The following is a 23,330-nucleotide window of genomic DNA, read 5'->3' as shown; positions in this document are numbered from 1 at the left end:
AAAAAACATTAAAATTTGGAAAAAAGATTATGAAAAAAAGAGTTGCGATAATAGGATTTGGAAACGACGCGAAGCACTACTATAACGAGCTTCGTCGCTCCGAACGCTTCGAGCTGGCGGCGATTTTTGACGGCGTTAAAAATAGCGAAATTTGCGGACGGATTCCTTTTTACGATAATATAAACGACCTTTTGGACTCCGTGCGTATCGACGCTCTTATCGTCACTGATACGCACAAATATCTAAATTTGATACCTAAATGCCTAAATTTTATAAAATTTATCATGCTTGATCCTTGGCTTTGCAAATCAGGCGAGATAAGAGAGTTAAAATACTGCTTTAAATCCCAAAATATAGGCGCTTACGTGGCTTTTATAGATAGATTTAATCCCGTTATCGCCTCTATAAAAAAAGAACTTGCCAAAGAAAAAGATATTTTTTCGATAAATATCGCTCGCGGCTTTAGCAGGGGCGTAAATTTGCAGCTTGAAATTTTACAAAATATCGATGCCGCAAGGTTTATAACCGGTAGCGAGATAATCTTTAGCAATAAAGTTTCAATCCAAAACGACGACAAAAGAAGCGAAACGGACTCGCTTTTTCAGCTTAAATTTAAAAACCAGACGCTAGCTAGTATCCACAACTCAAAGCGCATTAAAGCAGAACGATTTACGATCGAATTTGCCGCGAACGGGGGCGTGTATTTTGGTGATATGCTGGGCCTTAAGCTAAACAAATACACGCTTGAGGGGCAGCAAAATTTAAAGGTTTATGGCGACGTTTCGCCGATTAAAGCGTTACTTAACGAGTTTTATCAGGCATGTTGCGGCACAAAAAGCGATCTAAGTACGCTCGAAGACGCGCTAAAGGCTCAGGAGATTTGCGAATGAGGCTAATTTTACTGCTAAATATGGGCGGACCAAACGACCTTAGCGAGGTTGAGGTATTTTTAAAAAATATGTTTAACGATCCATATATCTTGGGGATAAAAAGCCCGCTTTTGCGCAAATTTGTAGCGTTTATGATAACCAAATCTCGCCTAAAAGCCGCGCAAAATAACTACCGTCAAATCGGCGGCAAATCGCCTATCTGTGAGCTTACGGCGAGACTATGCGGTAAAATTTCGCATTTTTTAGACGATGATACGGAGGTAGCCTTTGCTATGAACTACACGCCGCCTTTTGCGAAGGATGTTTTGGCCGAGTTTACGGAGGCTTCGGAGATCGTTGTTTTTCCTCTCTACCCGCACCACTCGTTTACGACCGTAACATCTAGCATAAGCGACTTTGAAAAGGCGCGAGCCGAGCTAAATTTAAAGGCGAAAGTAAAAATCGTCGAGCCGTTTTTTGAAGATGAGAGATATAACGAGATCGTCGCGGACGACATCGAAAAAGCTGCGAGTAATCTAAACCCAGGCGAGATAACGCTGGTATTTTCGGCTCACTCTTTGCCGCAAAAGATGGTTGATGCGGGCGATATATATGAGGAGCATGTCAAGCGTCACGTTCAAATTTTAACCGAAATTTTGGAGAAGCGAGGGGTTAAATTTAAGCAAACGATGCTGGCATATCAATCAAGACTCGGTCCCGTAAAATGGCTCGAACCATCGCTAAATCAGGTCTTAGCCGAGCTAAAAGATAAAAAAGCGCTCATCTATCCGATCTCGTTTTGTATCGATAACTCTGAAACCGTTTTTGAGCTGTCAAAGGAATTTCGTCATATCGCCAGTGAGTTAAATTTTGATTTTTACGACGTCGTAGGCTGTCCAAACGATAGTGAAAAATTTGCTAAATTTATAGCAGATAGAGCTAAGGAATAAAATTTGCTTGCGATAATGTATCTTTTATAAAGGATGCAAAATGACGATCGAAGAGCAAAAATTTATCCAAAAGATTTTGGCCGAGCTTGCGCAAAAAGCCATAGAAAAGACTGCAAAGGCGGTAAAAGGCGCCGACTTTGAAAAAGAGCTCAAAAAAGCCGTTGAGCCGATAAAAACCGCTAAAGAGCCTGATGTGGAAGGTTTTAAAAAGACTCTTACGCAGCTTGGCGCGGCAGGATTTTTATCGCAGATGAACGAACAAAAAATCCAGGAAAAGCTAAGGGTCAAAAAAGAGGAGTTGATGGAGGCTCTAGGGCTAAATACCGATATGAAAAAAAGCCTAAGAGATGAGCTTGAAACCGTACTGGACGATCTTTTGACCAAATACGAAAAGGAGCTACGAGCTAGTTTGCAAAGCAACTCCTTGCTAGAAAAACAGCAATCTTTGCAAAATAAAAATCCGTCGATGTTAAGTACGGTTTTGGGCATCGTGTAAATTTGGTGTAGTTTTAAGTCGCGGCGAGAATCGGCATGAAATTTGAATTTAATTAAGAATCAAAGCCTTAAAAGCTCACCGAGGCTAAATTTGCATGTTTTGAGTATGGTTGCCTATAGAGTTTTTGGTTGATGAAAAAAATTTCACATAAAATGGCTATTTTCTCTTACAATCATCAAATTTAAAAATAGCTTTTTAAATTTGATCTTGCTAAATTAAACAATCTTGTATTTAAAACTACCTATCGGTGTTGTACAAATTTGCTTATCATTAAAATTTAAGCAATGCGTCGCGAAGTCGGTGATAAATGATTGAAATTTGATTGATAGCTTTGTGGATTTGAAAGAGTAAGAAGGCGAGAGTTTATCTCGCCCAAATTTGATTAATAAAGTCCGAATTTGCCGTCAGAGCGCTTGTAGATCACGCGCATTTTGGCGTCCATATCGTTAAATACGTAAAACTGTGCATCGCTATCTTTTAGCTTTTGCATAGCTTCCTCGATCTCTAGTGGTTTATATAGCTCAAGCTCCATAGGGATTATCTCATCTACCTCGCCGTCAGTCGTCTGCTCGTCTGCGATCGAGGCTCTAACGGCTTTGCCGTCGTCTTTGTTTTTGACGGTGGTGTTTTTGTCGTGCTCGCGGCGAAGTACTTTTGACGCTCGCTCAAGTGCAAGATCGACTGCAGCGTATAGATCTTTATCTTTGTGGCGGATTACGATCGTGTCTTTTTTTGCCAAATTTAGCGCAAATTCTACGCTAAAACCTTTTTTGCCGTTTTTTTCGTCCGCAGAAACTACGCAACGACCCGAAATAATATCCAGTCCGTATTTGTTAAGCGCATCAAATGCGTTTTCTATATGTTGTTTGATTGGGTCTGTTAGGTCAAATTGTTTACCTACGATGCTTAGATTCATCATCTCTCCTTTGCGTTAAAGTGCTAGCATTATAGCATATAAAGTATTATTTTAGAGTTTTTGAATCGTGCGTCTGTGAATTCTTATCGGCGGAATATTGGCATTTGCTGACCTAACGACTACGTCTAATATAACCGTTCCGGCAGATTCCGGGGTTAGTATCGGCACTACCGCCGAACCTCTGCCGGCAGCACCGTTGCAAGCTCCTATAGTGCCGAGTGCCATATTTGCTGTTACTGTTACTGTAAACAAAGAGGTGGCGACATTGTTGGTTGGAAAAGTTGTTTGTAAAATAGGAGTAGGATTATTCGCGTTTAAAAATGCGCAGTTTGCTACTTGCGTGAAATTTGTGTTTAGGAGATTGAAAACAGCTATCTCGGTAGCGCCCTGAGCTAAGAGTTCGGCTTGTTCTCGCAAGAATACGTCCGATGTTTGTTTTGCCGTAGTTGCAGAAGTATTTAGCGAAAACATAGCCAAAGTAGCTATTAGAACTACAAAAAGAATAGCGGTAACTAAACTAAAACCTTTTCTCATTAGTATATCGCCTTTGTTTTGCATACAGTAGTCTCGGCCTCTGCAGGCTCTAGCGATCTGCCGGCGTCCCTTATGCATAGTTTTAAAACTATAATACCGTTTGCTTCCGTAAAGTTAAATCTCGTTACGTTTGTAGCTAGCAGATCTGAGTTTCCGTTATTATACTCTTGTCTTGCCCATGGACGAAAATTATAATGAAGAAATAAGCTAAAATCTCCATTGGCGCTAGCTTGACCAGGGACTACTGCATAAGCCGTGTGAAGTAAATAGTATTGTTCCGAGATAAGAGCATCTCTGTAGTTTGCTATACTTAGTATGTTATTTTGGCCATTGGCTACTATGGTGCCTACAGAATTTGCATTCGTTCTATTATAGCCAAAAGAAGTAGCGGAGTTAAGACTCATGTTTTTAAACACTATGCCTATATTGCCGTTGGCTATGCTGGCTACATTGTTGGTGAGATCTCTTATATTTTGATCGGCTGAGAAGTTAGGCGCAGCCGCGGATATGGACAATCTGCTTCCGGGAGTCGATACTGTTCCGCTTCTTACGTTTTCGTCTATGGATGCTATTGCGGTATTTGGACTACTCAGGTCTGCAAAACCGCTCCATCCCCCATCTTGAAAGCTCTCGTAGCTATACGTCACCCACTCTAGGATAGAAAAGGTGTTGTTTAGCCCCGCCGCGCTAGTAGATACGAAAGCTCCGTCGTCTAGATTGGGGGGGCGCCCACCCGGCTGTTTTCCTATCGTTGAACCCCTAACTCGTATGGCAAGTCTTTTTGAAATTTGCTCTAGAACTAATTCGGTTTGTGTTTCTAGGGTATTGATGGCTCTACTCTGGAGATAGCTTCTATATATATTAAGAGTCATTTGGATGCCCATATGCGATAATAGTCCTATTATCACTATAACGACCATTAGTTCAAGTAGCGTAAAAGCTTTTTTCATTTTATCTACCAGACCTTAGTTAAAATCGCTGGCGCGTCGCCGATATTGGCCGAATATGCTCGCAGGATTATCTGATGGCCGTTTCCTTGTCCTCTAGTGTTTTGAGTGGTTGCCGTTACGGCAATCTCCCGTACGTCATTGTCTGCTGCGCCGGACATATTTCGCGAGAGATTTACGTTGCTTACCAAATTTGCCGTTATTATGCTATCTCTATCGTATCCTGCGGCGCTAATTATCTGCGTACGTCTTCCGTTAAATGAGTTCAAAACGCCTGTTCTGTTTTCCCATGGACTACACGCTACGCCTGTTCTTGCTATATTGGAAAAAATTCTTCTTCCCTCTTGCGGTATGCCGTTTCGGGTATAAAAATTTGCCAAATTTCCAAATATCGGAGTCGAAAGTCTTTGGAAATCGCCCCGTCCGGTGCAACTCCAAGCTGCGGTAGAGATGATAGCTAGTCTCGTTTTTGCGTCCATTACTGTTTCTTGTATTATGGCTAGGCTGTTATTTTCCGATACTCTAGAAAATACATTTGGCACTACAGCCATCGTCAATCCCATAATAACGATGGCTAGTATAAGTTCTATTAAAGAAAAGCCCTTTTTTGCTCTTACCATTCTATTCTCTTGCTTGGTTTATTTATGATATTATTTAGCCTGCCGCCGCCTCGCGTACCCACGACATTACCTACGCCTACGTCCGTTCCGTTTTCATCTAGCGCTTGTCCTCCCCAGTTTACGTTATTTGACGTAAAGTTAACGGTAAAGCGATTTACGGCAGCCAAAGCATTTATCGGGTCAAATATAAGCCAACTTGAGGCAGGCATACTGATCACGTCCGTACCTACTATGGTGCTTGATAGCCCCATGTTGCCTATTCCGTTTGCCGGAATCGGAGTGGCCGGGGCTATCGTAGTCGTAGCAGCGCCTGCTAGTGCCCCGCTCGTTCCTTGAGCTAAATTTGTATGAGCCGCATTTACAAACCAATTACTCGCTTGCGGTAGCTGAGTGCCTGCGGCTAGAGCATATATGGCGTTATTGCAAGCGTTACAATATATGCCGTAGTATAGGTTCTCATTAAATCCAGCCTGCGGTCCGGTGTATGTCGGCGCATATACCCTGCCGTAGTAAAATTGCGTCGTACTGACGGCGGTAGGTTTTACGTATGCGGCGCCGGCTACGGCGTCAGCGTCTGATATACTGCCCATCGTTAAGTTTTGGTTGCTTAAAGTAAATGGATTTTTAGGTATATTTACGCTTCTTGCAAAATTTAGCCTTACAGTTACAGGTGCCGTGCCGCCGTTAAAAGCATTGGCGTTTACGCTATATGCGCCATTGTTTGCTACGGCGTTTACTTTTCTTACGAAACTAGGCGGATTGTTGTCAAAAAATATAATTGCATTTTGAATATTTGCAAGCGTTGCCACGCTACCGTCGTTGTTTCTAAAGTCGCCTAAAATTTGATCTATCCCCAAGGTAAAGCTATTGTTTCTAGAATAGCAACCGGCACGGTATAGCGTAGCAACCGTCCTAGCGGCATCGCCTAGTCTAGCCGTTAGACCAAACGTTACGTTTGCTCCCATAGGCGCAACGTTTGACATATATGTCATACTTCCTCCGGCAAAGTTGGTTACGGTTAAATTTTGCGCCGCTATATCATTTGGTACGAATAGCAAATTTTGCTCGCCTCTAGTTTGGGTATCGCAACCTATCTGGCCGTTTGCGTCTTCTGTCGTGGTATCACTATCTGTTATGCAGTCGCTAGGATTGCCGCCGGTGCCTCTATCTACGTTTGTCCACTTCGTATCTTTGGCGTGTATGGCGACGTGTCCTATATTTGGATATACGAAGTCGCTAGTAGTGCCTCCGCCTTGTGATATTCTTATTTCACCTAGTCCGTTAGTAGTATCGGCTTCTAGGTTTATACCGTTTAAAAACGTAAAACCGTCAGTACAAGTTGCCGGAACTAGAGTCGATCTTCTAAGCGTAATAGGTTTTATATTTGTCGAGTAGTTGGCTGCCGTATTGTTTTCATTATCTATGGCTTGTACCCATATATTTTTATACGCTCGTCCTCCGACCATGCTTCCAAAATTTGTCGAATTAGTGGTACTGTTGTAAATTCTCAGTTCCTTCGGCCTTATAGAAAACGAATCGGAACTACAAACTTTGTGGTCTATATTTTTCGCGTCTTTATATGAAAGTCTAAATATCAAATTTGGATAGGCTTTTTTGATTAAGATATTTTTTAGATCTATTATGCTTTTGTTGGCAAGGTCTGTTTTTGGTACTCGAATCGCTTGGCCGCCTTCGATTACGTTTGGTGCGCCGTTGCAAGGTTTATTTGCTTCTATTACGTCTACGTAAACGTCGTTGGCAAAGTTAAAATCGTCAAGCTTTTTAACCTCGTTGCCGTTTTCTTCGCTTATGAATAAATTTACTAATTTAACATCAAATTTTCTTGCGACAAGTTGAGTGAATAAATTTTCCGAATTACCCAATGCGCCGAATTTTTTATTTACAACTTTTGATGCTATACTTCCTACTCTTAGTTGATATTTTGTTTCGGTGCACTCTTCGATGGCACCCTTATACACTAGCTTTATGCTAGGATTTTCAAAATTTGCGGTATATGAATTTCTAGCAAAAGCCTCTCCGAGTACTGTATCAAATTGTATAAAGGCTTGATTATTGCTTCCTATCGTACCGCCGTTACCTCCGCCAGCACCTTGACCGACTAGGAATTTTAGCTTACCTGAGGCATAAGTTTGCAAATTTGTATTATCTGGGTTTTTATCTCCGGCTCCTACCGCAAATGTCGATCCTCTTCCGACGTCGGGTTTTATAAACGTAGTATTATTTATATATGTCGAATTTTTTGGATCTAGCGCAGTGTTTACCGATAATTTTTGCGCCTCTTCGTTTCCGTTGTTTACTATTTGAAGCCTAACTCTTAGCGTATCCCCTTTTTTTGCGATAGTTTTGTTGCTGGCATTGGTGCTAACCGGTTCAAAGTCTTGTTCGCTAGTTTTATTTTTGTCCCTAACATATAGAGTTTCTATATAACATACTTTCGGTACATACAGATCGGTAGAAAACGCCAGCATACCCACGGTGGCTTCGTCGCCTTGTAGGCTACCATCAGGTCTTTTGATTATTTTTGCAGTTAGCCGTATGTCGGCAGACGTTTGTTTATTGGTAAGTTTTCCGGTAATATCGTATGTATCTAAATCCATACTCGCGTTATATTTTTTGCTAGGGTTTAAGTGCTTATTAAATTTAGATATAGTGGAGTTAAACTGGTCGCCTTTTTGATTTAGGGTACTATCAAAAATTGAGCTATACGTCGAGTAGCTATCTTTTCTAATCTCTATGTCTTCAGCCGAGATCTCGCTCGCTGCGCCGAATGAAAGAGTGGTAAGAGAGGAAACTACCGCACCGTTCACTGGAGTATAAAAGCCGCTAACCGTTATGTCTGCGCTTCTGCTAGCTCCCTTGTTTAAATCTAGCGGCGTTAGTAGCTTGATGCCGTCAAATATATTGACGCCTTTGGGTTTTATTTTTTTACCGTCTTTGCTACCAAAGTCATATACGATAACTAGCGCCCATCCTCCGTATCTAGGGGATTGTAGATTGTTAAACCATTTACCGTCGGTGTATGAATATAGGCCCGGAGGTATTCCATCATGAGTTTTTATATTTCCTGCGCTAAAAGTTCTGCTTGCTACGGTATTTCCTAGGGACTCTTTTACTAGCTCGGTAACATCAGCGCTTGTTTGATATTGAAATCTCATGCCCCTACTTGAGAGCGACCCAAACCAAAACGTATCTTTTTCGTGTGCGGTAATATTATAGTATCCTTTTGGTGTTCCGAATCTTATCGTATTGAAGTTTTTTATCGTATCAAAGTATTTATCTCTAGCCGTGTTATCGTTTGAAATACTCCAACCTAAAGAAAAACTTCCGGCCCAATAAAGTCTAGCATAAACAATTCTTTTTCCTACTATATCATTTGCTATGCTTGCTCCGTCGGTATTTTTCCTATCGGAAAAGTCAAAAGTCGCTTTTGATGAGTTTAAGCTATAGCTTGTATCCTCTTTTTCAAATACAACATTTGTAATGGACGTATGTATCGTAGTGGAACTTAAAATAGGCCTGTAATTATAGCCGTATCCTTGAGAGCTATTGCCTACGGTTCTTAATACGGAGGCCCCGATAGTCTCTATATCGCCGTATATTATCTTTCGTTCTTCTAGTCTTTTAACTCCGTATTGGTCTATTACTTCTTCATTTATGACTCTTTTTTGAAGGTTGGCAGTTTCTTTATTGTCTAGATATCTGCTAGATGATGCAGATACTAAATTATGTTCCAGCTGATTTTTATCTTTTACAGCAAAGGCGCTACTTGAGCTTAGTAAAAAAATCGCAATTAAAAAAAAATTAGAATTTTTCACTTGGTTTTCCTTAAAATTTTTACTTCTCAATAAAATCCGAAATTTTTTCAGCCTGTTTATACATCGGATATGTCCATGCATCAAGGACTATTTGCGAGAGCGTCATATTTGTCATATTGCAAACGATAGGAGCGATGAAATTTACCGTCGATGTCTCGATCGGAGTGCTCACGACCATGATGTTGTAAATCCTTAGCTCGCTTTGATCGTTTATATCCATCAGCTCCTGATAATACGTCGGTATCTCAAATTCGTAATTTCTCAAAGCATACGGATTTATCGCGGTGAAAGACGTATCGTCGTCCATGCTTTGAAGCTTTATGAAAAACTGATCTAATTCTTTTAACTCATAACTTTTGATGTGCTCAAAGCCTAAAATCGGACTTTTGACTTGGAAAATCATATACGTCTCCTTAATTATACATTTACTTTATTTACGCGAATTGTATCCAAAATTTCCTATTTTTAAGCATAAATGAAATCAAATTTACCGAAAAGCAATAAAAACAATGGTAAAATAGTCCGTTTTAAAAAATTTAAAATTTAAGGGAACGTATGAAAAATTTGATCAAATTTTTATCTGCGGTGTTTTTTGTTGGTTTAATCGGCGGTTGTGCCGACAAATACACCGAGCTTTATAATCTAACGCCCGATCAGTGGTACTCTGAGATTATCGGCGATATCAAAAATCGTGACCTAGAAAGTGCCGACAAACACTATACGGCGATGTCTAGCGAGCACGTAGCTAGCCCGCTTTTGGAGCAAATTTTACTGATACTAGCTCAAGCTCACGCTAACGACGAAGAGTATCTGATGGCAAATTTTTACCTCGATGAATACCTCAAAAGATACGGCGATGGCGGCCCTAGGAGTGAATTTGCACAGTATCTAAAGATAAAAGCGAATTTTGACTCGTTCTCGCAACCTAATCGCAATCAAAAGCTAATGCAAGATAGTATCGCCGAGATAGAAAAATTTCTCTACATCTATCCAAACACCCAGTATCGCCCGCTGATCGAAACTATGCTGGTTAAATTTAAGCTCGCGATATACAACCTAGACGTGCAGATAGCCGATCTGTACGAGCGCACAGGTAGGGATGAGTCGGCGCAAATTTATAAAGAAAAGGTGCAAGCCTCGCCGCTAAATGACGCAAATATCGTGCTTCCGCAGCTTCCTTGGTATAGAAAAATGTTTGAATAGGAGCTAAATATGCAAATTTACGAATCAAAAATGTTCCCGGCGCAGCTACCCGTCATCGTAGAGGACGAGCTGTTTTTATATCCATTTATGATCACGCCGCTTTTTTTGAGCGACGAGGAAAATATCGAAGCGCTAAATTTGGCTCTCGAGTCGCAAAGCCCAATCCTAGTCGTACCGACGAAAGCGCAAAACGAAGGCGCTCGAGAATTTGACTCCATCTACGATGCCGGCGTCATAGGCACCGTGATGAGACGAGTGCCGCTACCGGACGGTAGAGTAAAAATTTTATTTCAAGGAACTAGCAAAGGCCGCATAGTCTCAAAAGTCTCCTCAAAGCCGCTGCAAGCCGTCGTAGACGTACTGCATGAAAAAAGACCCGAAAACACCAAAAGCGACGCGCTACTAACCGTACTTCGCGAAAAAGTGCGAGATCTGGCCGCGCTTAGTCATTTTTTCCCGCCCGATCTTTTAAAAACGATAGAGGAGAGCGCCGAGCCCAGCCGCGTTTGTGATCTGATTTTAAGCTCGCTAAGGCTAAAGAAAAAGACTGCGTACGAGTTTTTTATCGAGGAAAATTTGGAGCAAAAGCTGCTAAAACTCATCGACTACGTCATCGAGGAGATCGAGGCGAACAAGCTTCAGCGCGAGATAAAAAACAAAGTCCACTCAAGGATCGATAAGGTAAATAAGGAGTATTTTCTAAAAGAGCAGCTAAAGCAGATCCAGCAAGAGCTCGGCTCCGATACGAGCCGCGAAGAGGAGATCGAGGAGTACCGCAAGAAGCTGGAAGCTAAGAAAAAATTTATGGGTGAGGACGCATATAAGGAGATAAAAAAGCAAATCGACAAACTATCGCGCATGCATCCGGACTCCGCCGACGCCAACACGACGCAAAGCTACCTCGACTGGGTCGTGGAGGTGCCGTTTGAAAATCTGGCGAACAAAAAACTAAGCGTGCAAGAGGTCGCAAAGCAGCTAAATGCCGATCACTACGGGCTTGAGAGGCCAAAAGATAGGATAGAGGAGTATTTTGCTCTGCGCGAGCTTTTGCAGCTGCGAGGCGTCGCGGGAAAGGTAAATAACGGCGCGATATTGTGCTTTGCGGGACCTCCAGGCGTCGGTAAAACAAGCCTAGCAAACTCCATCGCAAAGGCGCTAAAACGCGAGCTAGTGCGCGTGGCGCTGGGCGGTCTTGAGGACGTAAACGAGCTGCGCGGACACCGCCGTACCTACATAGGCGCGATGCCGGGCCGTATCGTACAGGGCATAATCGAAGCAAAGCAAATGAACCCCGTCGTGGTGCTAGACGAGATCGACAAGGTCGGCAGGAGCTTTCGCGGCGATCCGACTGCGGTACTGCTAGAAATTTTAGACCCCGAGCAAAATAACAAATTTAGAGATTATTATTTAAATTTTAATATCGACCTTAGTAAGGTCGTTTTCGTCGCGACGGCAAACGATGTGAGCGCCATACCACCCGCGCTTCGCGATAGGATGGAGTTTATCGAGCTTAGCTCATATACGCCGCAGGAAAAATTTGAGATCGCGAAAAAATATCTAATCCCTCAAGAGCTCAAAAAGCACGGACTAAAGCCTAGTGAAGTGACTCTAGGTAAAGACGTGCTAAGCCTCATCATCTCGGACTACACGCGAGAAAGCGGAGTGCGAAATCTGCGCCGCCGTCTGGCGGATATCTTTAGAAAAGCGGCAAAAAGACTACTCGAGGGCGAAGTGCAAAAGATAAACGTGACGACTAAAAATTTGAACGAGTTTTTAGAAAAGAAGGTCTTTGAGATCGAGCATGCAGACAAAAAACCGCAGATCGGCCAGGTAAACGGGCTGGCGTGGACGAGTGTGGGCGGCGATGTGCTAAAGATCGAAGCTATACGTATACAGGGCAAGGGCGGACTGCAGATCACGGGCTCTTTGGGCGACGTGATGAAAGAGAGCGCGTATATCGCATTTAGCCTCGTTAAAGTGCTAATCGATGCTAAAAAGATAAAAGTGCCTGCCAAAATCATTCCGAGCCTGCCTGACGACGTCAAAGACGGCGTGAAAAAAGAGCCGAGCCCTAGCGAAGTGTATCGTCGTTATGATTTACATATACACGTGCCGGAGGGCGCCACGCCAAAAGACGGGCCGAGTGCAGGCATCACGATGGTGACGGCTATCGCCTCGATCCTAACGGATACCAAAGTGCGAAGCGACGTGGCGATGACGGGCGAGATCACGCTAAGCGGCCGCGTGCTGCCTATCGGCGGACTAAAAGAAAAGCTTATCGCCGCGCATAAGGCCGGTATCAAAACAGCTCTGATACCGCGTAAAAACTATGAACGCGATCTGGGCGACATCCCGCAAGACGTCAAAAATGATATGCAAATTTTACCCGTAGACGTCATCGAAGACGTGCTAAAAAATGCGTTCGTTGCAAAATAACTACAAAATTTGATTAAATTTAGCCTCGGTATCGGGGCTAAATTTCTACTTTAGTATCTTTAAATTTATTTGATTAAACTTTATATTTTGAAATTATTTTTTATGTAATGCGTATGCAAATCGGCTGGATGCTAGGGTGGTATAATTTTTTGATTGCCCATAAAATTTGAGTACTGATTTATTGATATAAATTAGCTTGGATCTCGATATTTAAAATTTGTGAACAACATTGTTGGTGTAAATTTATAAAATATAGTGCCATCAATCGATCTAAAATTTAGCATATGATGTTTTTTGTGTGCGGGTTTTTATGATGTTAATTTATAAAATTTAATCTCGTCAGTGGCAATACTGTTATGTTTATTTTAAGTAAGAAGTTTGTCTTATAATTAAGTCTGAGAAAAGCGAAGTAGTGTAAAATTTGAAAAGAAAAGATAAGCCCTAAAAAAGGGCTTAAAAATTATAGTCCCTCAAAAGGGTTGGTCACTACGTTATCGCGATCGACTACGTAAGGTATCAATGCTGCTTGGCGAGCGCGCTTGATAGCCTTCTCTACCATCTCTTGATATTTTTTAGAAGTGCCAGTTAGGCGTCTTGGCATGATTTTAAATCTCTCTGATAAGCAGTACTTTAAAAGTGAAGTATCTTTATAGTCGATAAATTCTATCTTTGCTTCCGTAAATTTGCAGTATTTGCGTGAATATTTTCTTTTTTCAGCCATTGTTTTTTCCTTAATTAAAATGGTATCGTTTCATCGCCGTCATCGTATTTGTCGGCATCTATATCTATTTCTCGGACATTATCGCCATAGTATTCTTCTTTTGGCTGTTGCTTTTGTTGTTGCGGTTTATTAAAATTTTGCCTTTGCGCGCCGCTTTGAGCGTAGCTATTTTGCTGATTTTGTCCACCTTGATAGCCGCCGTAGCCGTTATTTTGGTAACCGCCTTGCTGATAGCCTTGATTACTATTTTGATTGTATCCGCCTTGTTGCTGTCCGCCTAGCATCTCCATATTTTCCACGCTGATCGTGTGTTTGCTTCTGTTTTGTCCGTTGTTGTCTGTCCATTGGTCGAATTTTAAGCGGCCCTCGACTAGAAGCTTTGAGCCTTTGGAAAGATATTGGTTTGCTATTTCCGCTTGTTTTCCGAAAAATGTTATGTCTATAAAGCACGTTTCTTCGCGTTTTTCACCGTTTACATTAAATTTTCTCGTTACGGCGATGGCGCTGTTGCCTATGGCTGCGCCCGCAGTCGTATATCTAAGCTCGATATCTCGTGTTAAATTTCCTACCAAAACGACTCTATTAAACATTTTTCGTCCTTATTCTTGCGTTGCTGGAGCTTCTTCTGCTTTGACTTTCGGTTCTTTTTTGTTTAGTTTGATGCCCTTGCTCATCTTTTCCCAAGCGGCGATCTCTTTTTTGTTTTCAAATTTGACCGTTAAGAATTTGATGATCTCTTCGGTGATTCTTATGATACGCTCGACTTCTGCGATAGCTTGTGTCGGAGCTTCGAAATACACGACGAAATAAGTTCCGCGCTCGTATTTTTTCACGGTATAGGCTAGTTTTCTAGTGCCCATAGACTGAACAGACGCGATATTTGCGCCGTTTTTGGTTAGGATTTCTTTAACGAAATCAACTTTTGCGCTTACTTCTTCTTCCGTCAAAGTAGGCTTCAAAATGAATAAAAGCTCGTAGTGCTTCATTGATTCTCCTTGTGGGTATTAAGCTCGCTTGCACGGTTGCAAACGGGCAAGGAAGTCTTTCGACAAGAGCTGATTTTATCTTTTTTTTACTTAATATTTGCTGTTTTTGCCGATAAGATTTTGTAGGCCGAGCACGCAGGAGAGTAGAAAGGTTTTTTTATCGAGCGGGGAGTTTGTTTTTAGTTCAAATTCTGCCAAATTTAATGCGATAAAAATTTCCCTATACGCTTTTAAATTTACAGCCAGGCACTGCCTTTTTAGTTCATTTGCGACGTTTGGTGGCGGTGCATAGCCGAGTGTTTCTTTGATGTCAAATTTGCCCGTTATTTTGATACCTGCATGCAGTTTAAAAAGTCTAAAAAACGCGCGGTAAAGTGAGTTAATAAACAAAATTTCATTAAAATTTCCATCATCTGCGCAGGAGAAAAAATCGGCCCTGATATCTTTTAGCGCGATAAATTTATCGAAAAAATCGTCAAAACTCACGCTTGAGAGCGAAAAAACCAAGCTTCTCACGATATTTTCGTTTATGGGTTCGTTTAGAGAGGCTAGTTTGTTTAGTTCGTTTGCAGCCAGATATAGATTTTCATTATGTATACGGTAGAGTTCAAAAAGCGCGTTTTTCGTGATGTTTAGGCTCATTTTAGCAGCTTGCCTGCCGAGCAAATTTACGGCTTCTTCGGGCGAGCCGGCTTTAAAAAATCTCGCAAAATTTACCCCGAAAGCCTTTTGCGTATCAAAAACGGCTTTAGCATCGGGCTCAAAAAGCTCGAAAACGAATGCGCCGCCGTTTTTGCAACCTTCTATCAGGATTTTTAGCTCTTTTGCGGGGATTTTTTTGTCGCTTTTTACGTGCAAAAGCGGACTGCCGCCAAAAAGCGAAGGCTCGCAAAGATGCGCTCGTGCAGCGTCAAAATCGTACTCGTCGTAGTAAAGGCTCAAAATTTCGAAATCTTTAAATTTGGCTAAAATTTCCTTTGCAAAAAGCTCGATTTGGTATTCGTCCGCGCCGTAAAGCAAAAAATAATTTGGAAATTTAGCCGAATTTAGCGCGGCTTCTAGTTCTTTTCTATACATCTATTATTTTCTTTACGACTTTGCCGAAAATCTCGGCCGTCGCGATATTTGCGTCCGTGATTTCGACGATGACTTTTTGTAGCAAATTTATGCCGTACGCGCCCAAAAATATCCTAGCGCCCTTTATCTCGTCATCTAGTCTGGCGACTGCGACGTTTTGATTTTCGCTGATATAGGCGTTAAATCGCTGTCCGATGCGCTGTTTCGCCCAGCGCGCGAATTTCCTATCCATAAAGTCAAACGCGACCCTGTCGGCTTCGCGCTCGAGTTCGCTTAAATTTGAGCAAGTCGCTTCGATATTTAAAAGCAAGTAGTTGAAAAATTTCTCGTCGTTGCGCAACTTGGCCTTTAAAAGGCGGTGTAGCGTGAGATCGGAGTAGCGGCGGATCGGGCTCGTAAAGTGCGTGTAACGCTCAAATCCCAGTCCGAAGTGACCTAAATTTTGCGCGCCGTATTCGGCCTTTTTTTGCGATTTTATGATGAGTTTGTCGATCTCTTCGCGGTTGCCTACGGCGTTGGCCTGCGTCTGGATTTTGCGAACCAAATTTGCGATATCGCTCTCATAAACGAAGTCAAAGCCCAGAGCTCCGAGGTCTTCGAGTAAAATTTGTATTTTTCGCAGATCTGGCGAGCCGTGATTTCTAAAAACGCCTTTGCCGATGCGTTTTGCCGCCGCGACGTTGGCTAGCAGCATGCAGTCCTCGACGAGTCTATGCGAGTCGGTATCGGTCTCAAATCTCGTAGAGGCTAGCCCACCGTCTGCGTCAAGGCTCATACGAAGCTCCTGCGTCCTAAAGTCAAACGCGTTTTTTAGGCGTTTTTTCCGCAGGCGTGAGGTAAGCGCGAAAAGGGGCTTGATCCAGCCGGCCTCGTCTTCGCGTTCGCCGCGTAAAATTTGATCGACTTCGTCGTAGTTAAAGCGTCTTTTTGAGACGATAACAGCTTCTAAGAGCTCTTCTTTTGCGACTTCGCCCTCTTCGCCTAGCGTGATTTTGAAACAAAATGCAAGGCGCGCGGTATTTGGCTTTAGCGAACAGATATTTTCGCTCAAATTTCGCGGTAGCATCGGCACGGCTTTGTGCGGAAAATATATAGAAAATCCACGTGTTTTAGCCTCGGCGTCTATCGGAGAGTAGGGGGTGACGTATTCGCTCACATCGGCGATCGCGACGTAAATTTCGCGTTTTTTCTCGTCAAAATATATCGCGTCGTCAAAGTCCTTAGCATCGACGGGATCGATCGTGCAAAAGGCTAGCTCCCTTAAATCTACCCTTTGTGGGTACATCGCAGGATCGACCTCGTCGCCCCATGCGATCGCTTCAGCTTCGCATTCCTCGCTAAATTCATCGTTTTTATTAAAGACGGCGAGCGAGATTTTTTCGTCGCTGAGCGGGTCGTTTATGTTGCCGATAACCTCGACTATTTCGTTGTTTAGGTTGCCGATTTTTAGTAGAGTGCCGGGCGGCAGCATTTTTAGCGATTTTTGCGAGGCTTTTAGTGGCGAGCTAAGCGCAGTTTTTACATTTACGCCAAGGATTACAGAGCCTATTTGTTTGGTGTAGACTACGCTCGTTTCGTTGGCGAGTTTTAGCGTCATCACGACCTTGGCGCTTTGACGTTTTTTCTTTAGTGGCAGGAGTTTTGCCAGCACGATATCGCCGTAGTGCGAGGTGTTTAAATTTTTGTTTTCTATTATTATATCTTGCTTAAAGCGTTTGTCGTAGGGCGCCAAAAAGCCCGTGCCGTTTGCGCTTATATCGAGTTTGCCACAGACAAAACCGTTATTTAGGTAGTAACGATCTTTGTGCTGGCTTGCGGCGTTTAAATTTAGTAAATTTCGTAGGATTTCTTTATCGGAAGAGGCGACTTCCTTTTCGCTCACTCCGTTAAGTAGTTTTGTTAAAAATTCTTTCACAAATTCGCTTTGACTTTTGCGACGGCTTCTAGGAATTTATCTTGCGCAAAGCCGTATTCGTCGAGGCACATTAACGTATTTTGCAGATTGTCGTCGTTTAGTTGGTTGAAGATATTGACAGCATTTTTTACGACTTTAAGTGCTTTTGAGTAGTTTTTTATGTGTTCAGGCGCATCATCCGGGTTGTTTGAATACAAAATCGCGTCGACAAGCTCAGGCTCAAGGTTCCATTGTTCGAAAATTTTAGCCGTTACGGTTTCGTTAGAGATGCCGACGATCTCGTTTTCTAGCTCAGATAAATCAAAAGGGCTTGAAATATTTTTTAATTTTGCCTTAAAATCGTCAGCTTTGCCTGTTTCATTTAGCTCGTTTGAGATGACGATTTTACCCACTTCTAGCATAAACGAGGCGGGGCTTAAAACGGTAAGCTCGCTAGCGTTGATTTTTGAATACCAGTTATACATTAGAGCATTTTGCATTATAGAAATATTTAAAAAATCTTGACTGGTGATACCGTATGGATCTAAATTTATCTTAAAGCTTTTTTTAACCGCGCTCGATAGAGCAAATCCGCGTATGGTCGCCATACCAAACAGCGTAACGGCTCTTGATATCGTAGTAATCTCTCTGCTAAATCCATAAAGCGGGGAGTTTGCCGAGCGTAGTATATTTGCCGTTAACATCGGGTCTTTTTCGACTATTTGAGATAGGTCGTTAAGCGAACTATTGTCGTCTGAGCAAACGGTTTGAATTTTTATTATCGTATCGTCAAGCGGCGGAAGAGCCTTTATATGTTTATAAATTGATTCATTCATTTTTTACACTTTGCATCGAGATTTCGTAAGTGACAATTCTACACTAAAAGGCTTTTTAAAAAACTTAAATACATATGTTAAGCTTATTTTAGCGACTAAATAGTATAATCTCACAAATTTTTTAAGAGGAGAGAATATGGCTGTAAGTATTTACTATGACAAAGATTGCGATTTGAGCTTGATTAGAAGCAAAACCGTAGCGATGATAGGTTTTGGCTCGCAAGGACACGCGCACGCTGAAAATTTGCGCGACAGCGGCGTAAAGGTGATCGTAGGTCTAGCAAAGGGCGGTAAAAGTTGGGCAAAAGCCGAAGCAAAGGGCTTTGAGGTAAAAACCGTAGCCGAAGCGGCAAAGGTTGCAAACGTCATAATGATACTGACTCCGGATGAGCTTCAAGCTGAAATTTTCGAGCGAGATATAAAGCCAAATTTAAACGACGGCGACGCGATAGCTTTTGGACACGGCTTTAACGTGCATTTTGGACAGATCAAAGCTCCTGAAGGCATCGACGTTATCATGATCGCCCCAAAAGCGCCTGGCCACACCGTAAGAAGCGAATTTGTCCGAGGCGGCGGCATCCCTGATCTAATCGCCGTAGAACAAAACGCAAGCGGAAAGGCTAAAGAGCTAGCTCTAAGCTACGCTAGCGCGATTGGCGGCGGTAGAACGGGCATTATAGAGACAACCTTTAAAGACGAAACCGAGACCGATCTTTTCGGCGAGCAGGCTGTACTTTGCGGCGGACTTTGCGCGCTAGTAAACGCAGGCTTTGAGACGCTGGTAGATGCAGGATATGAGCCTGAGATGGCGTATTTTGAGTGTTTGCATGAGCTAAAACTAATCGTGGATCTAATGTATCAAGGCGGTATGGCGGATATGCGCTACTCTATCTCAAACACCGCAGAGTACGGCGACTACGTGAGCGGTCCGCGCGTTATCGGCGAAGACAGCAAAAAAGCAATGAAAGAAATCCTAAAAGAGATCCAAAACGGTAAATTTGCAAAAGACTTCATCCTCGAGCGCAAGGCCGGATACGTGCGCATGAACGCAGAGCGCGGCATCGCCGAGAGAAGTCTGCTAAATCAAACCGGCAAAAAACTACGCTCCATGATGCCTTGGATCAGCTCGGGCAAACTCATCGATCAAAGCAAAAATTAATTGAACTCGAAACCTAGAAAAAAAGCCGCGAAAAGGCGCTCCAAAAAGGGGCGCTCGCGCGGCGGACTAAAGCTACTACTTTCCGTTTTTCTCATCGCCTGTATCTTGCTCGTCGGGGCATTTTATATGCTAGACGTCAGGGTAAAGGTTAAAAGCGACAATGCGTTGATAGCTAAAATCGAGCGGTATTTCGGCGATAAAAGCGAGTCCGAGCAAAAGCAAAATTTAAGCCACAAACCAAGCCTTTCAGCCTCAAACAGCTCTGAAAAAGTCACCATAAAAGACGCGCAAGCCGCATTGGGCGCGCACTCAAGAGCAAATTTAACCGATATAAAGGCACTTTTTGACGAGGCAGATGCTAAAGGTAAAATAAAAATCGGCGGCGAAAAAGCTAGAGCTGAAGAAAAAAATGATCAAAATTTGCCAAACGAGCAGGCCAAATTTGATAAAAACGTGCAGGGCGCGCCTGCGGTCAAAGATATAAAATCGCTTGAAGGCGGAAATTTGGCCTCCCGCGATACCTCCGAGCTGGACGGCGCAAACGCCAAAAAGGTCGGCGAGCTAAATTCGTCAAATTTAAGCTCTAAAAACGAGCTCGCTAAATCCGCGCAAAATAGCGGCGATACCGTCAAATTTGACGCCTCGCAAGCACCTCAAAGAACGCATATTTTTGCAAATTCCGAAGCCGTGATCTTTGACGATACGCCTATGTCGCAGGCGCAAAATAACTCCCTCGAGCAGGCGCTAAAAAAAGAAAAAATCCATATCGAATTTAGCGACGCAAAAGATGCCGCAAGCGATCAGGCGGGGCAGGTTGAAGTAAAATTTGACGCCGAAAATGCGCCGCAAAGTACCGAGCAAAACGAGCAGGAAAAAATAGAAAAAGAAAAGTCTAAAAAGGACGAAAAGGCCAAATTTGCCGACACAAAAAAGACGGATAAAAAAAGCGCGACCGAGACAAACGAGGTAAAGGCAGCCGTAAAAGCCGGCTACAAACCGCGCCTAGTCATCATCATTGACGACGTGGCGTACAAGCACCAGGCAGACGCGATAAAAGCGGTAAATCTAAAGCTCACGCCGTCCTTTTTCCCAGCTACTTCCGCCCACCCCGAGACGCCTGTTTTGGCGCGGCGTTTTGGCTTTTACATGATCCACCTGCCTATGCAGGCTCTAGGCGGTTTTAAGGGCGCTGAGATCGGCACTCTTACTGTAAACGACGACTACGAAAAGATCGCGAAAAAACTGCAAAGTATAAAGCGAGACTTTCCAAATCTAAAATACATCAACAACCACACGGGTAGCCGATTTACAAGCGATACGGCCGCGATGGACAGGATGATGCGGGCGGTGCGGGACGAAAATTTGATATTTGTCGATAGCAAGACGACCTCGCCGACTAAGGTCTACGGCGCGGCGAAAAAATACTCGATGCCATACATCGCGCGCGACGTGTTTTTGGATCACGACGGCTCCAAAGCTGCTGTGCGAAAGCAGCTAAAATATGCCGTCGAGTTAGCCAAAAAGCGCTCCTACGCCATCGCGATCGGCCATCCGCATAAAAATACGCTAGAAGTCCTGCAAGAAAGCACCAAGCTCTTACAAGAGGTCGAGGTTGTTTATCTAAAGGATCTCTTTTGAGCGTCTTAGCCGAGCTTCCTAGCGGCCTTTTGCGTCTTAAAAAGCCGCCGGCAAAGCTCTATTTCGAGGGAAATTTGGCCCTGCTTGAGCGTCCAATGGTCTCAATCGTAGGCTCTAGAAAGGCCAGCGCCTACACCAGGCAGTGCGTAGAGGCGCTAGCTAGGACGCTGGCAAACAGCGGCGTTTGCGTAGTTAGCGGTGCGGCCATCGGCGTAGATATCGCCGCGCACAAGGGGGCTTTCCCGCATACCATCGCGGTTTTTGGCAACGGACTAAACAAAATCTATCCGCCAAGTAACGCCAAAATCATCAAAGAAATCTATCAAAATGCGCTAGCTCTTAGCGAATACGATCCGGACGAGCCGCCGCTTGCTTATAGATTTTTGGAGCGAAACCGTATCGTAGTCGCGCTCTCGCAGGCTCTAGTTGTGGCGCAGGCCGACCCTAAAAGCGGCTCGATGCAAAGCGCGCGCATGGCAAAAGAGCTTGGCGTGCCGATATTTACGCTGCCTCAGCGCCTAGGCGAGAGCGACGGGACGAACGAGCTACTAGCTAGCGGCGCGGCAAATTTGATAAACGATTTTGACGCCTTTGCGCTTCGTTTCGGCGGCAAACCCGCAGCCACGCAAGAGGACGAGGTGATAAAATTTTGTAAAAACGGCGCGAGCCTTGATGCGGCTTTGGCAAAATTCGGAGATAAAATTTACGAATACGAACTCGAAGGCAAGCTGCGAATATCGGGGCTTACGGTGTTTGCGGAGTAAAATTTAGCGGCTTTTGGTTTAAATTTATGCCGCGCGAGTTTTGATAAAACGGCGGTAAAATTTGAAGTAAAATTTGGCGGCTTAATGGTAGCAAATGCGCCCAGGCGACGTTTTGCAATGTAAATTTGGCGTAGCGGGGGTATCAAATTTGAGCTTGCCAGCCGTCAAATTTATCGCTAAATTTGAGAAAATCTAAAGGACGAAAATGAGCATAATGGCCATCGACGTGGGGCTAAAACGTATCGGCGTGGCGCTAGCCGTCGGGCAAACCGTGATGCCGCAAACGCCAGTGCTGCGCAAAAATCGCAATCAAGCCGCGCGCGACGTTAGCACCGTTTTGCGCGAATACGGGGCAAAAAAGTTAGTCGTGGGCGTGCCGCTTGGGGGATCTAGCGAGGACGAGATGCGGCGGCGGATCGAGCACTTCGTGTCGCTGCTCGAATTTGACGGCGAGGTGGTCTATCAGGATGAAGCGATGAGTAGCTTTGAGGCGAGCGAAATTTACGCCGAGGGCAGGCGCGACGGACGGCTAGATAGCATCGCGGCGATGATTATTTTAAAGCGGCATTTGGGGATTTGAGCCTGATTGCAAAATTTGGCGCGCGGTAAAAGGGCGGCAAATTTGAGTTTTTACACAGGTCTACGCTAAAGAAGCTCTCACAGCCAGCTGCTAACGATGGGTAAAATTTGAATCAAATTTACGCCTCGGCTGTAAATTTAGTCTAGGCTTTGCGTAAAATTTAAAAGCGGCTCGAGCGGCGGATTTGCGAGTTAAATTTGACTTGCGGGTTGGGCGCGCTACGATTTGGAGTCAAATTTACTCCGACGACAGCCCGCCGATCAGCTATGGCGCCGTATCCAGTCATCTAAAAAACGCATTTGCTCTGCCGTGTGGAACCGATGCTCACCGTTTTTCATGACGGTAAGCGTTGCTTTGATTTGGTTTGCAAACTCGCAAATCGTTTCAAAAGAAGTTAGATCGTCCTTTTCGCCGTATAAAATATGCGTCGGCGCCGTCCAGCAGATAGGATGCTCTCTGACGTAGCAAAGATATTTCCACGAAAGTTTTTCTCCAGACCCCGTGTCCAGCTCGCCTCTATCTCGCAGCTCATCCTCGCTCACGCGCGCCTTCAACATCATTTTTTCGATTAAATTTTGCATATTTACGATTGGCGAAATAAAATACGCCTTTTTTATCTCCATGCCCTGCAAGGCGTGCATGGCAAAAAACGCGCCGATACTGTTTGCGACGATAGTTGCGGATTTGCGGTTTTTAAGGATGCGCTCAAAAAATGGCACAAATTCCTCTTTCGCCTCCCACGGCGTGCGAGCCTCGTAATCAAATCCAAGCACGTCGCTATCTGCAAAAAGCGGTTGATAATGGGCCGCTTCTTGCGCGCTTCCGCCTTTGCCGTGTATGTACACGACTATGTTTTTCATGATTTTTC

Annotated in this window: 22 protein-coding genes and 1 pseudogene; 9 read left to right on the top strand and 14 right to left on the bottom strand. The window is 43.7% G+C overall.

What is annotated here, in order from left to right; genetic code table 11:
- Positions 1-29: 29 nt before the first annotated feature.
- Genes Q0386_RS04475 through Q0386_RS04465 form a run of 3 tightly spaced genes read left to right on the top strand, consistent with a single transcriptional unit; the run spans position 30 to position 2,315 of the window.
- Positions 30-890 carry a Gfo/Idh/MocA family oxidoreductase gene (locus tag Q0386_RS04475; RefSeq protein WP_299027649.1) on the top strand — a complete coding sequence of 287 codons (861 nt, stop codon included), beginning with the start codon at positions 30-32 and terminating at the stop codon, positions 888-890.
- Complete coding sequence (gene hemH, locus Q0386_RS04470; RefSeq protein ID WP_299027646.1) at positions 887-1,819, top strand: ferrochelatase; 933 nt, start codon at positions 887-889, stop codon at positions 1,817-1,819. The genes Q0386_RS04475 and hemH overlap by 4 nt, the downstream gene beginning before the upstream one ends.
- 40 nt (positions 1,820-1,859) lie before the next feature.
- Complete coding sequence (locus Q0386_RS04465) at positions 1,860-2,315, top strand: response regulator (protein ID WP_299027643.1); 456 nt, start codon at positions 1,860-1,862, stop codon at positions 2,313-2,315.
- A 382-nt stretch (positions 2,316-2,697) separates the two neighbouring features.
- Here the strand turns inward: Q0386_RS04465 and raiA are convergent, their stop codons facing one another.
- From raiA to fliW, 7 genes and pseudogenes are all read right to left on the bottom strand, one after another.
- Entirely contained in the window at positions 2,698-3,231 is a 534-nt protein-coding gene (raiA, locus tag Q0386_RS04460; RefSeq protein ID WP_299027639.1) for a ribosome-associated translation inhibitor RaiA, read from the bottom strand.
- Between the two features lie 51 nt (positions 3,232-3,282).
- Positions 3,283-3,765, bottom strand: a complete 483-nt coding sequence (locus Q0386_RS04455; protein ID WP_299027637.1) for a hypothetical protein — start codon at positions 3,763-3,765, stop codon at positions 3,283-3,285.
- On the bottom strand, positions 3,765-4,280 hold the full coding sequence (locus Q0386_RS04450) for a hypothetical protein (protein WP_299027695.1): 516 nt from the start codon (positions 4,278-4,280) through the stop codon (positions 3,765-3,767). Before Q0386_RS04450 ends, Q0386_RS04455 begins: the two co-directional genes overlap by 1 nt.
- A 372-nt stretch (positions 4,281-4,652) precedes the next feature.
- Positions 4,653-4,715 (bottom strand): annotated as a pseudogene (locus tag Q0386_RS04445) (prepilin-type N-terminal cleavage/methylation domain-containing protein); the annotation flags it as partial.
- A gap of 5 nt (positions 4,716-4,720) precedes the next feature.
- Entirely contained in the window at positions 4,721-5,332 is a 612-nt protein-coding gene (locus tag Q0386_RS04440; RefSeq protein WP_299027634.1) for a prepilin-type N-terminal cleavage/methylation domain-containing protein, read from the bottom strand.
- Positions 5,326-9,168, bottom strand: a complete 3,843-nt coding sequence (locus Q0386_RS04435) for a hypothetical protein (RefSeq protein WP_299027631.1) — start codon at positions 9,166-9,168, stop codon at positions 5,326-5,328. The genes Q0386_RS04440 and Q0386_RS04435 overlap by 7 nt, the downstream gene beginning before the upstream one ends.
- A gap of 19 nt (positions 9,169-9,187) precedes the next feature.
- On the bottom strand, positions 9,188-9,571 hold the full coding sequence (gene fliW / locus Q0386_RS04430) for a flagellar assembly protein FliW (protein ID WP_299027629.1): 384 nt from the start codon (positions 9,569-9,571) through the stop codon (positions 9,188-9,190).
- Positions 9,572-9,723: 152 nt separating this feature from the next.
- Between fliW and Q0386_RS04425 the strand changes: the two genes are divergently transcribed.
- Together Q0386_RS04425 and lon are read left to right on the top strand one after the other, a co-directional pair.
- Positions 9,724-10,371, top strand: coding sequence for an outer membrane protein assembly factor BamD (locus tag Q0386_RS04425; RefSeq protein ID WP_299027626.1), 648 nt, complete (start codon positions 9,724-9,726; stop codon positions 10,369-10,371).
- A gap of 9 nt (positions 10,372-10,380) precedes the next feature.
- Entirely contained in the window at positions 10,381-12,807 is a 2,427-nt protein-coding gene (gene lon, locus Q0386_RS04420) for an endopeptidase La (protein WP_299027623.1), read from the top strand.
- Between the two features lie 460 nt (positions 12,808-13,267).
- On the opposite strand, the gene rpsR is transcribed toward lon, so the two are convergent.
- From rpsR to Q0386_RS04390, 6 genes are all read right to left on the bottom strand, one after another.
- On the bottom strand, positions 13,268-13,528 hold the full coding sequence (rpsR, locus tag Q0386_RS04415) for a 30S ribosomal protein S18 (protein ID WP_295140647.1): 261 nt from the start codon (positions 13,526-13,528) through the stop codon (positions 13,268-13,270).
- A 14-nt stretch (positions 13,529-13,542) separates the two neighbouring features.
- Positions 13,543-14,118, bottom strand: a complete 576-nt coding sequence (locus Q0386_RS04410; RefSeq protein ID WP_299027619.1) for a single-stranded DNA-binding protein — start codon at positions 14,116-14,118, stop codon at positions 13,543-13,545.
- Between the two features lie 9 nt (positions 14,119-14,127).
- Complete coding sequence (gene rpsF / locus Q0386_RS04405) at positions 14,128-14,514, bottom strand: 30S ribosomal protein S6 (protein WP_298086202.1); 387 nt, start codon at positions 14,512-14,514, stop codon at positions 14,128-14,130.
- A gap of 90 nt (positions 14,515-14,604) precedes the next feature.
- The gene (gene holA / locus Q0386_RS04400) at positions 14,605-15,591 is read right to left on the bottom strand and encodes a DNA polymerase III subunit delta (RefSeq protein WP_299027616.1); all 987 of its coding nucleotides are present in this window, start codon (positions 15,589-15,591) and stop codon (positions 14,605-14,607) included.
- Complete coding sequence (locus Q0386_RS04395) at positions 15,584-17,506, bottom strand: ribonuclease R family protein (RefSeq protein WP_299027613.1); 1,923 nt, start codon at positions 17,504-17,506, stop codon at positions 15,584-15,586. Before Q0386_RS04395 ends, holA begins: the two co-directional genes overlap by 8 nt.
- Entirely contained in the window at positions 17,503-18,321 is an 819-nt protein-coding gene (locus Q0386_RS04390) for an HDOD domain-containing protein (protein ID WP_299027610.1), read from the bottom strand. The genes Q0386_RS04395 and Q0386_RS04390 overlap by 4 nt, the downstream gene beginning before the upstream one ends.
- Before the next feature lie 136 nt (positions 18,322-18,457).
- Between Q0386_RS04390 and ilvC the strand changes: the two genes are divergently transcribed.
- From ilvC to ruvX, 4 genes are all read left to right on the top strand, one after another.
- Positions 18,458-19,480, top strand: coding sequence for a ketol-acid reductoisomerase (gene ilvC / locus Q0386_RS04385; protein ID WP_299027607.1), 1,023 nt, complete (start codon positions 18,458-18,460; stop codon positions 19,478-19,480).
- Positions 19,481-21,118, top strand: a complete 1,638-nt coding sequence (locus Q0386_RS04380) for a divergent polysaccharide deacetylase family protein (protein WP_299027604.1) — start codon at positions 19,481-19,483, stop codon at positions 21,116-21,118. It begins immediately after the preceding gene.
- Entirely contained in the window at positions 21,115-21,882 is a 768-nt protein-coding gene (dprA, locus tag Q0386_RS04375; RefSeq protein WP_299027601.1) for a DNA-processing protein DprA, read from the top strand. The genes Q0386_RS04380 and dprA overlap by 4 nt, the downstream gene beginning before the upstream one ends.
- Before the next feature lie 205 nt (positions 21,883-22,087).
- Positions 22,088-22,462 (top strand): Holliday junction resolvase RuvX, encoded by a 375-nt coding sequence (gene ruvX, locus Q0386_RS04370; RefSeq protein ID WP_299027598.1) that lies wholly within the window; start codon positions 22,088-22,090, stop codon positions 22,460-22,462.
- A gap of 260 nt (positions 22,463-22,722) precedes the next feature.
- Here the strand turns inward: ruvX and Q0386_RS04365 are convergent, their stop codons facing one another.
- Complete coding sequence (locus tag Q0386_RS04365) at positions 22,723-23,322, bottom strand: alpha/beta hydrolase (protein WP_299027596.1); 600 nt, start codon at positions 23,320-23,322, stop codon at positions 22,723-22,725.
- Positions 23,323-23,330: the final 8 nt, after the last annotated feature.

It is taken from the genome of uncultured Campylobacter sp. (genome assembly GCF_938045625.1).
In the GTDB taxonomy this organism is placed as follows: domain Bacteria; phylum Campylobacterota; class Campylobacteria; order Campylobacterales; family Campylobacteraceae; genus Campylobacter_A.
This window is presented reverse-complemented; position numbering and strand designations above follow the sequence as displayed.

Coding starts and splice junctions, on each gene's coding strand:
- Q0386_RS04475 (WP_299027649.1), top strand. CDS start 30: ATGAAAAAAAGAGTTGCGATAATAGGATTTGGAAACGACGCGAAGCAC.
- hemH (WP_299027646.1), top strand. CDS start 887: ATGAGGCTAATTTTACTGCTAAATATGGGCGGACCAAACGACCTTAGC.
- Q0386_RS04465 (WP_299027643.1), top strand. CDS start 1,860: ATGACGATCGAAGAGCAAAAATTTATCCAAAAGATTTTGGCCGAGCTT.
- raiA (WP_299027639.1), bottom strand. CDS start 3,231: ATGAATCTAAGCATCGTAGGTAAACAATTTGACCTAACAGACCCAATC.
- Q0386_RS04455 (WP_299027637.1), bottom strand. CDS start 3,765: ATGAGAAAAGGTTTTAGTTTAGTTACCGCTATTCTTTTTGTAGTTCTA.
- Q0386_RS04440 (WP_299027634.1), bottom strand. CDS start 5,332: ATGGTAAGAGCAAAAAAGGGCTTTTCTTTAATAGAACTTATACTAGCC.
- fliW (WP_299027629.1), bottom strand. CDS start 9,571: ATGATTTTCCAAGTCAAAAGTCCGATTTTAGGCTTTGAGCACATCAAA.
- Q0386_RS04425 (WP_299027626.1), top strand. CDS start 9,724: ATGAAAAATTTGATCAAATTTTTATCTGCGGTGTTTTTTGTTGGTTTA.
- lon (WP_299027623.1), top strand. CDS start 10,381: ATGCAAATTTACGAATCAAAAATGTTCCCGGCGCAGCTACCCGTCATC.
- rpsR (WP_295140647.1), bottom strand. CDS start 13,528: ATGGCTGAAAAAAGAAAATATTCACGCAAATACTGCAAATTTACGGAA.
- Q0386_RS04410 (WP_299027619.1), bottom strand. CDS start 14,118: ATGTTTAATAGAGTCGTTTTGGTAGGAAATTTAACACGAGATATCGAG.
- rpsF (WP_298086202.1), bottom strand. CDS start 14,514: ATGAAGCACTACGAGCTTTTATTCATTTTGAAGCCTACTTTGACGGAA.
- holA (WP_299027616.1), bottom strand. CDS start 15,591: ATGTATAGAAAAGAACTAGAAGCCGCGCTAAATTCGGCTAAATTTCCA.
- Q0386_RS04390 (WP_299027610.1), bottom strand. CDS start 18,321: ATGAATGAATCAATTTATAAACATATAAAGGCTCTTCCGCCGCTTGAC.
- ilvC (WP_299027607.1), top strand. CDS start 18,458: ATGGCTGTAAGTATTTACTATGACAAAGATTGCGATTTGAGCTTGATT.
- ruvX (WP_299027598.1), top strand. CDS start 22,088: ATGAGCATAATGGCCATCGACGTGGGGCTAAAACGTATCGGCGTGGCG.
- Q0386_RS04365 (WP_299027596.1), bottom strand. CDS start 23,322: ATGAAAAACATAGTCGTGTACATACACGGCAAAGGCGGAAGCGCGCAA.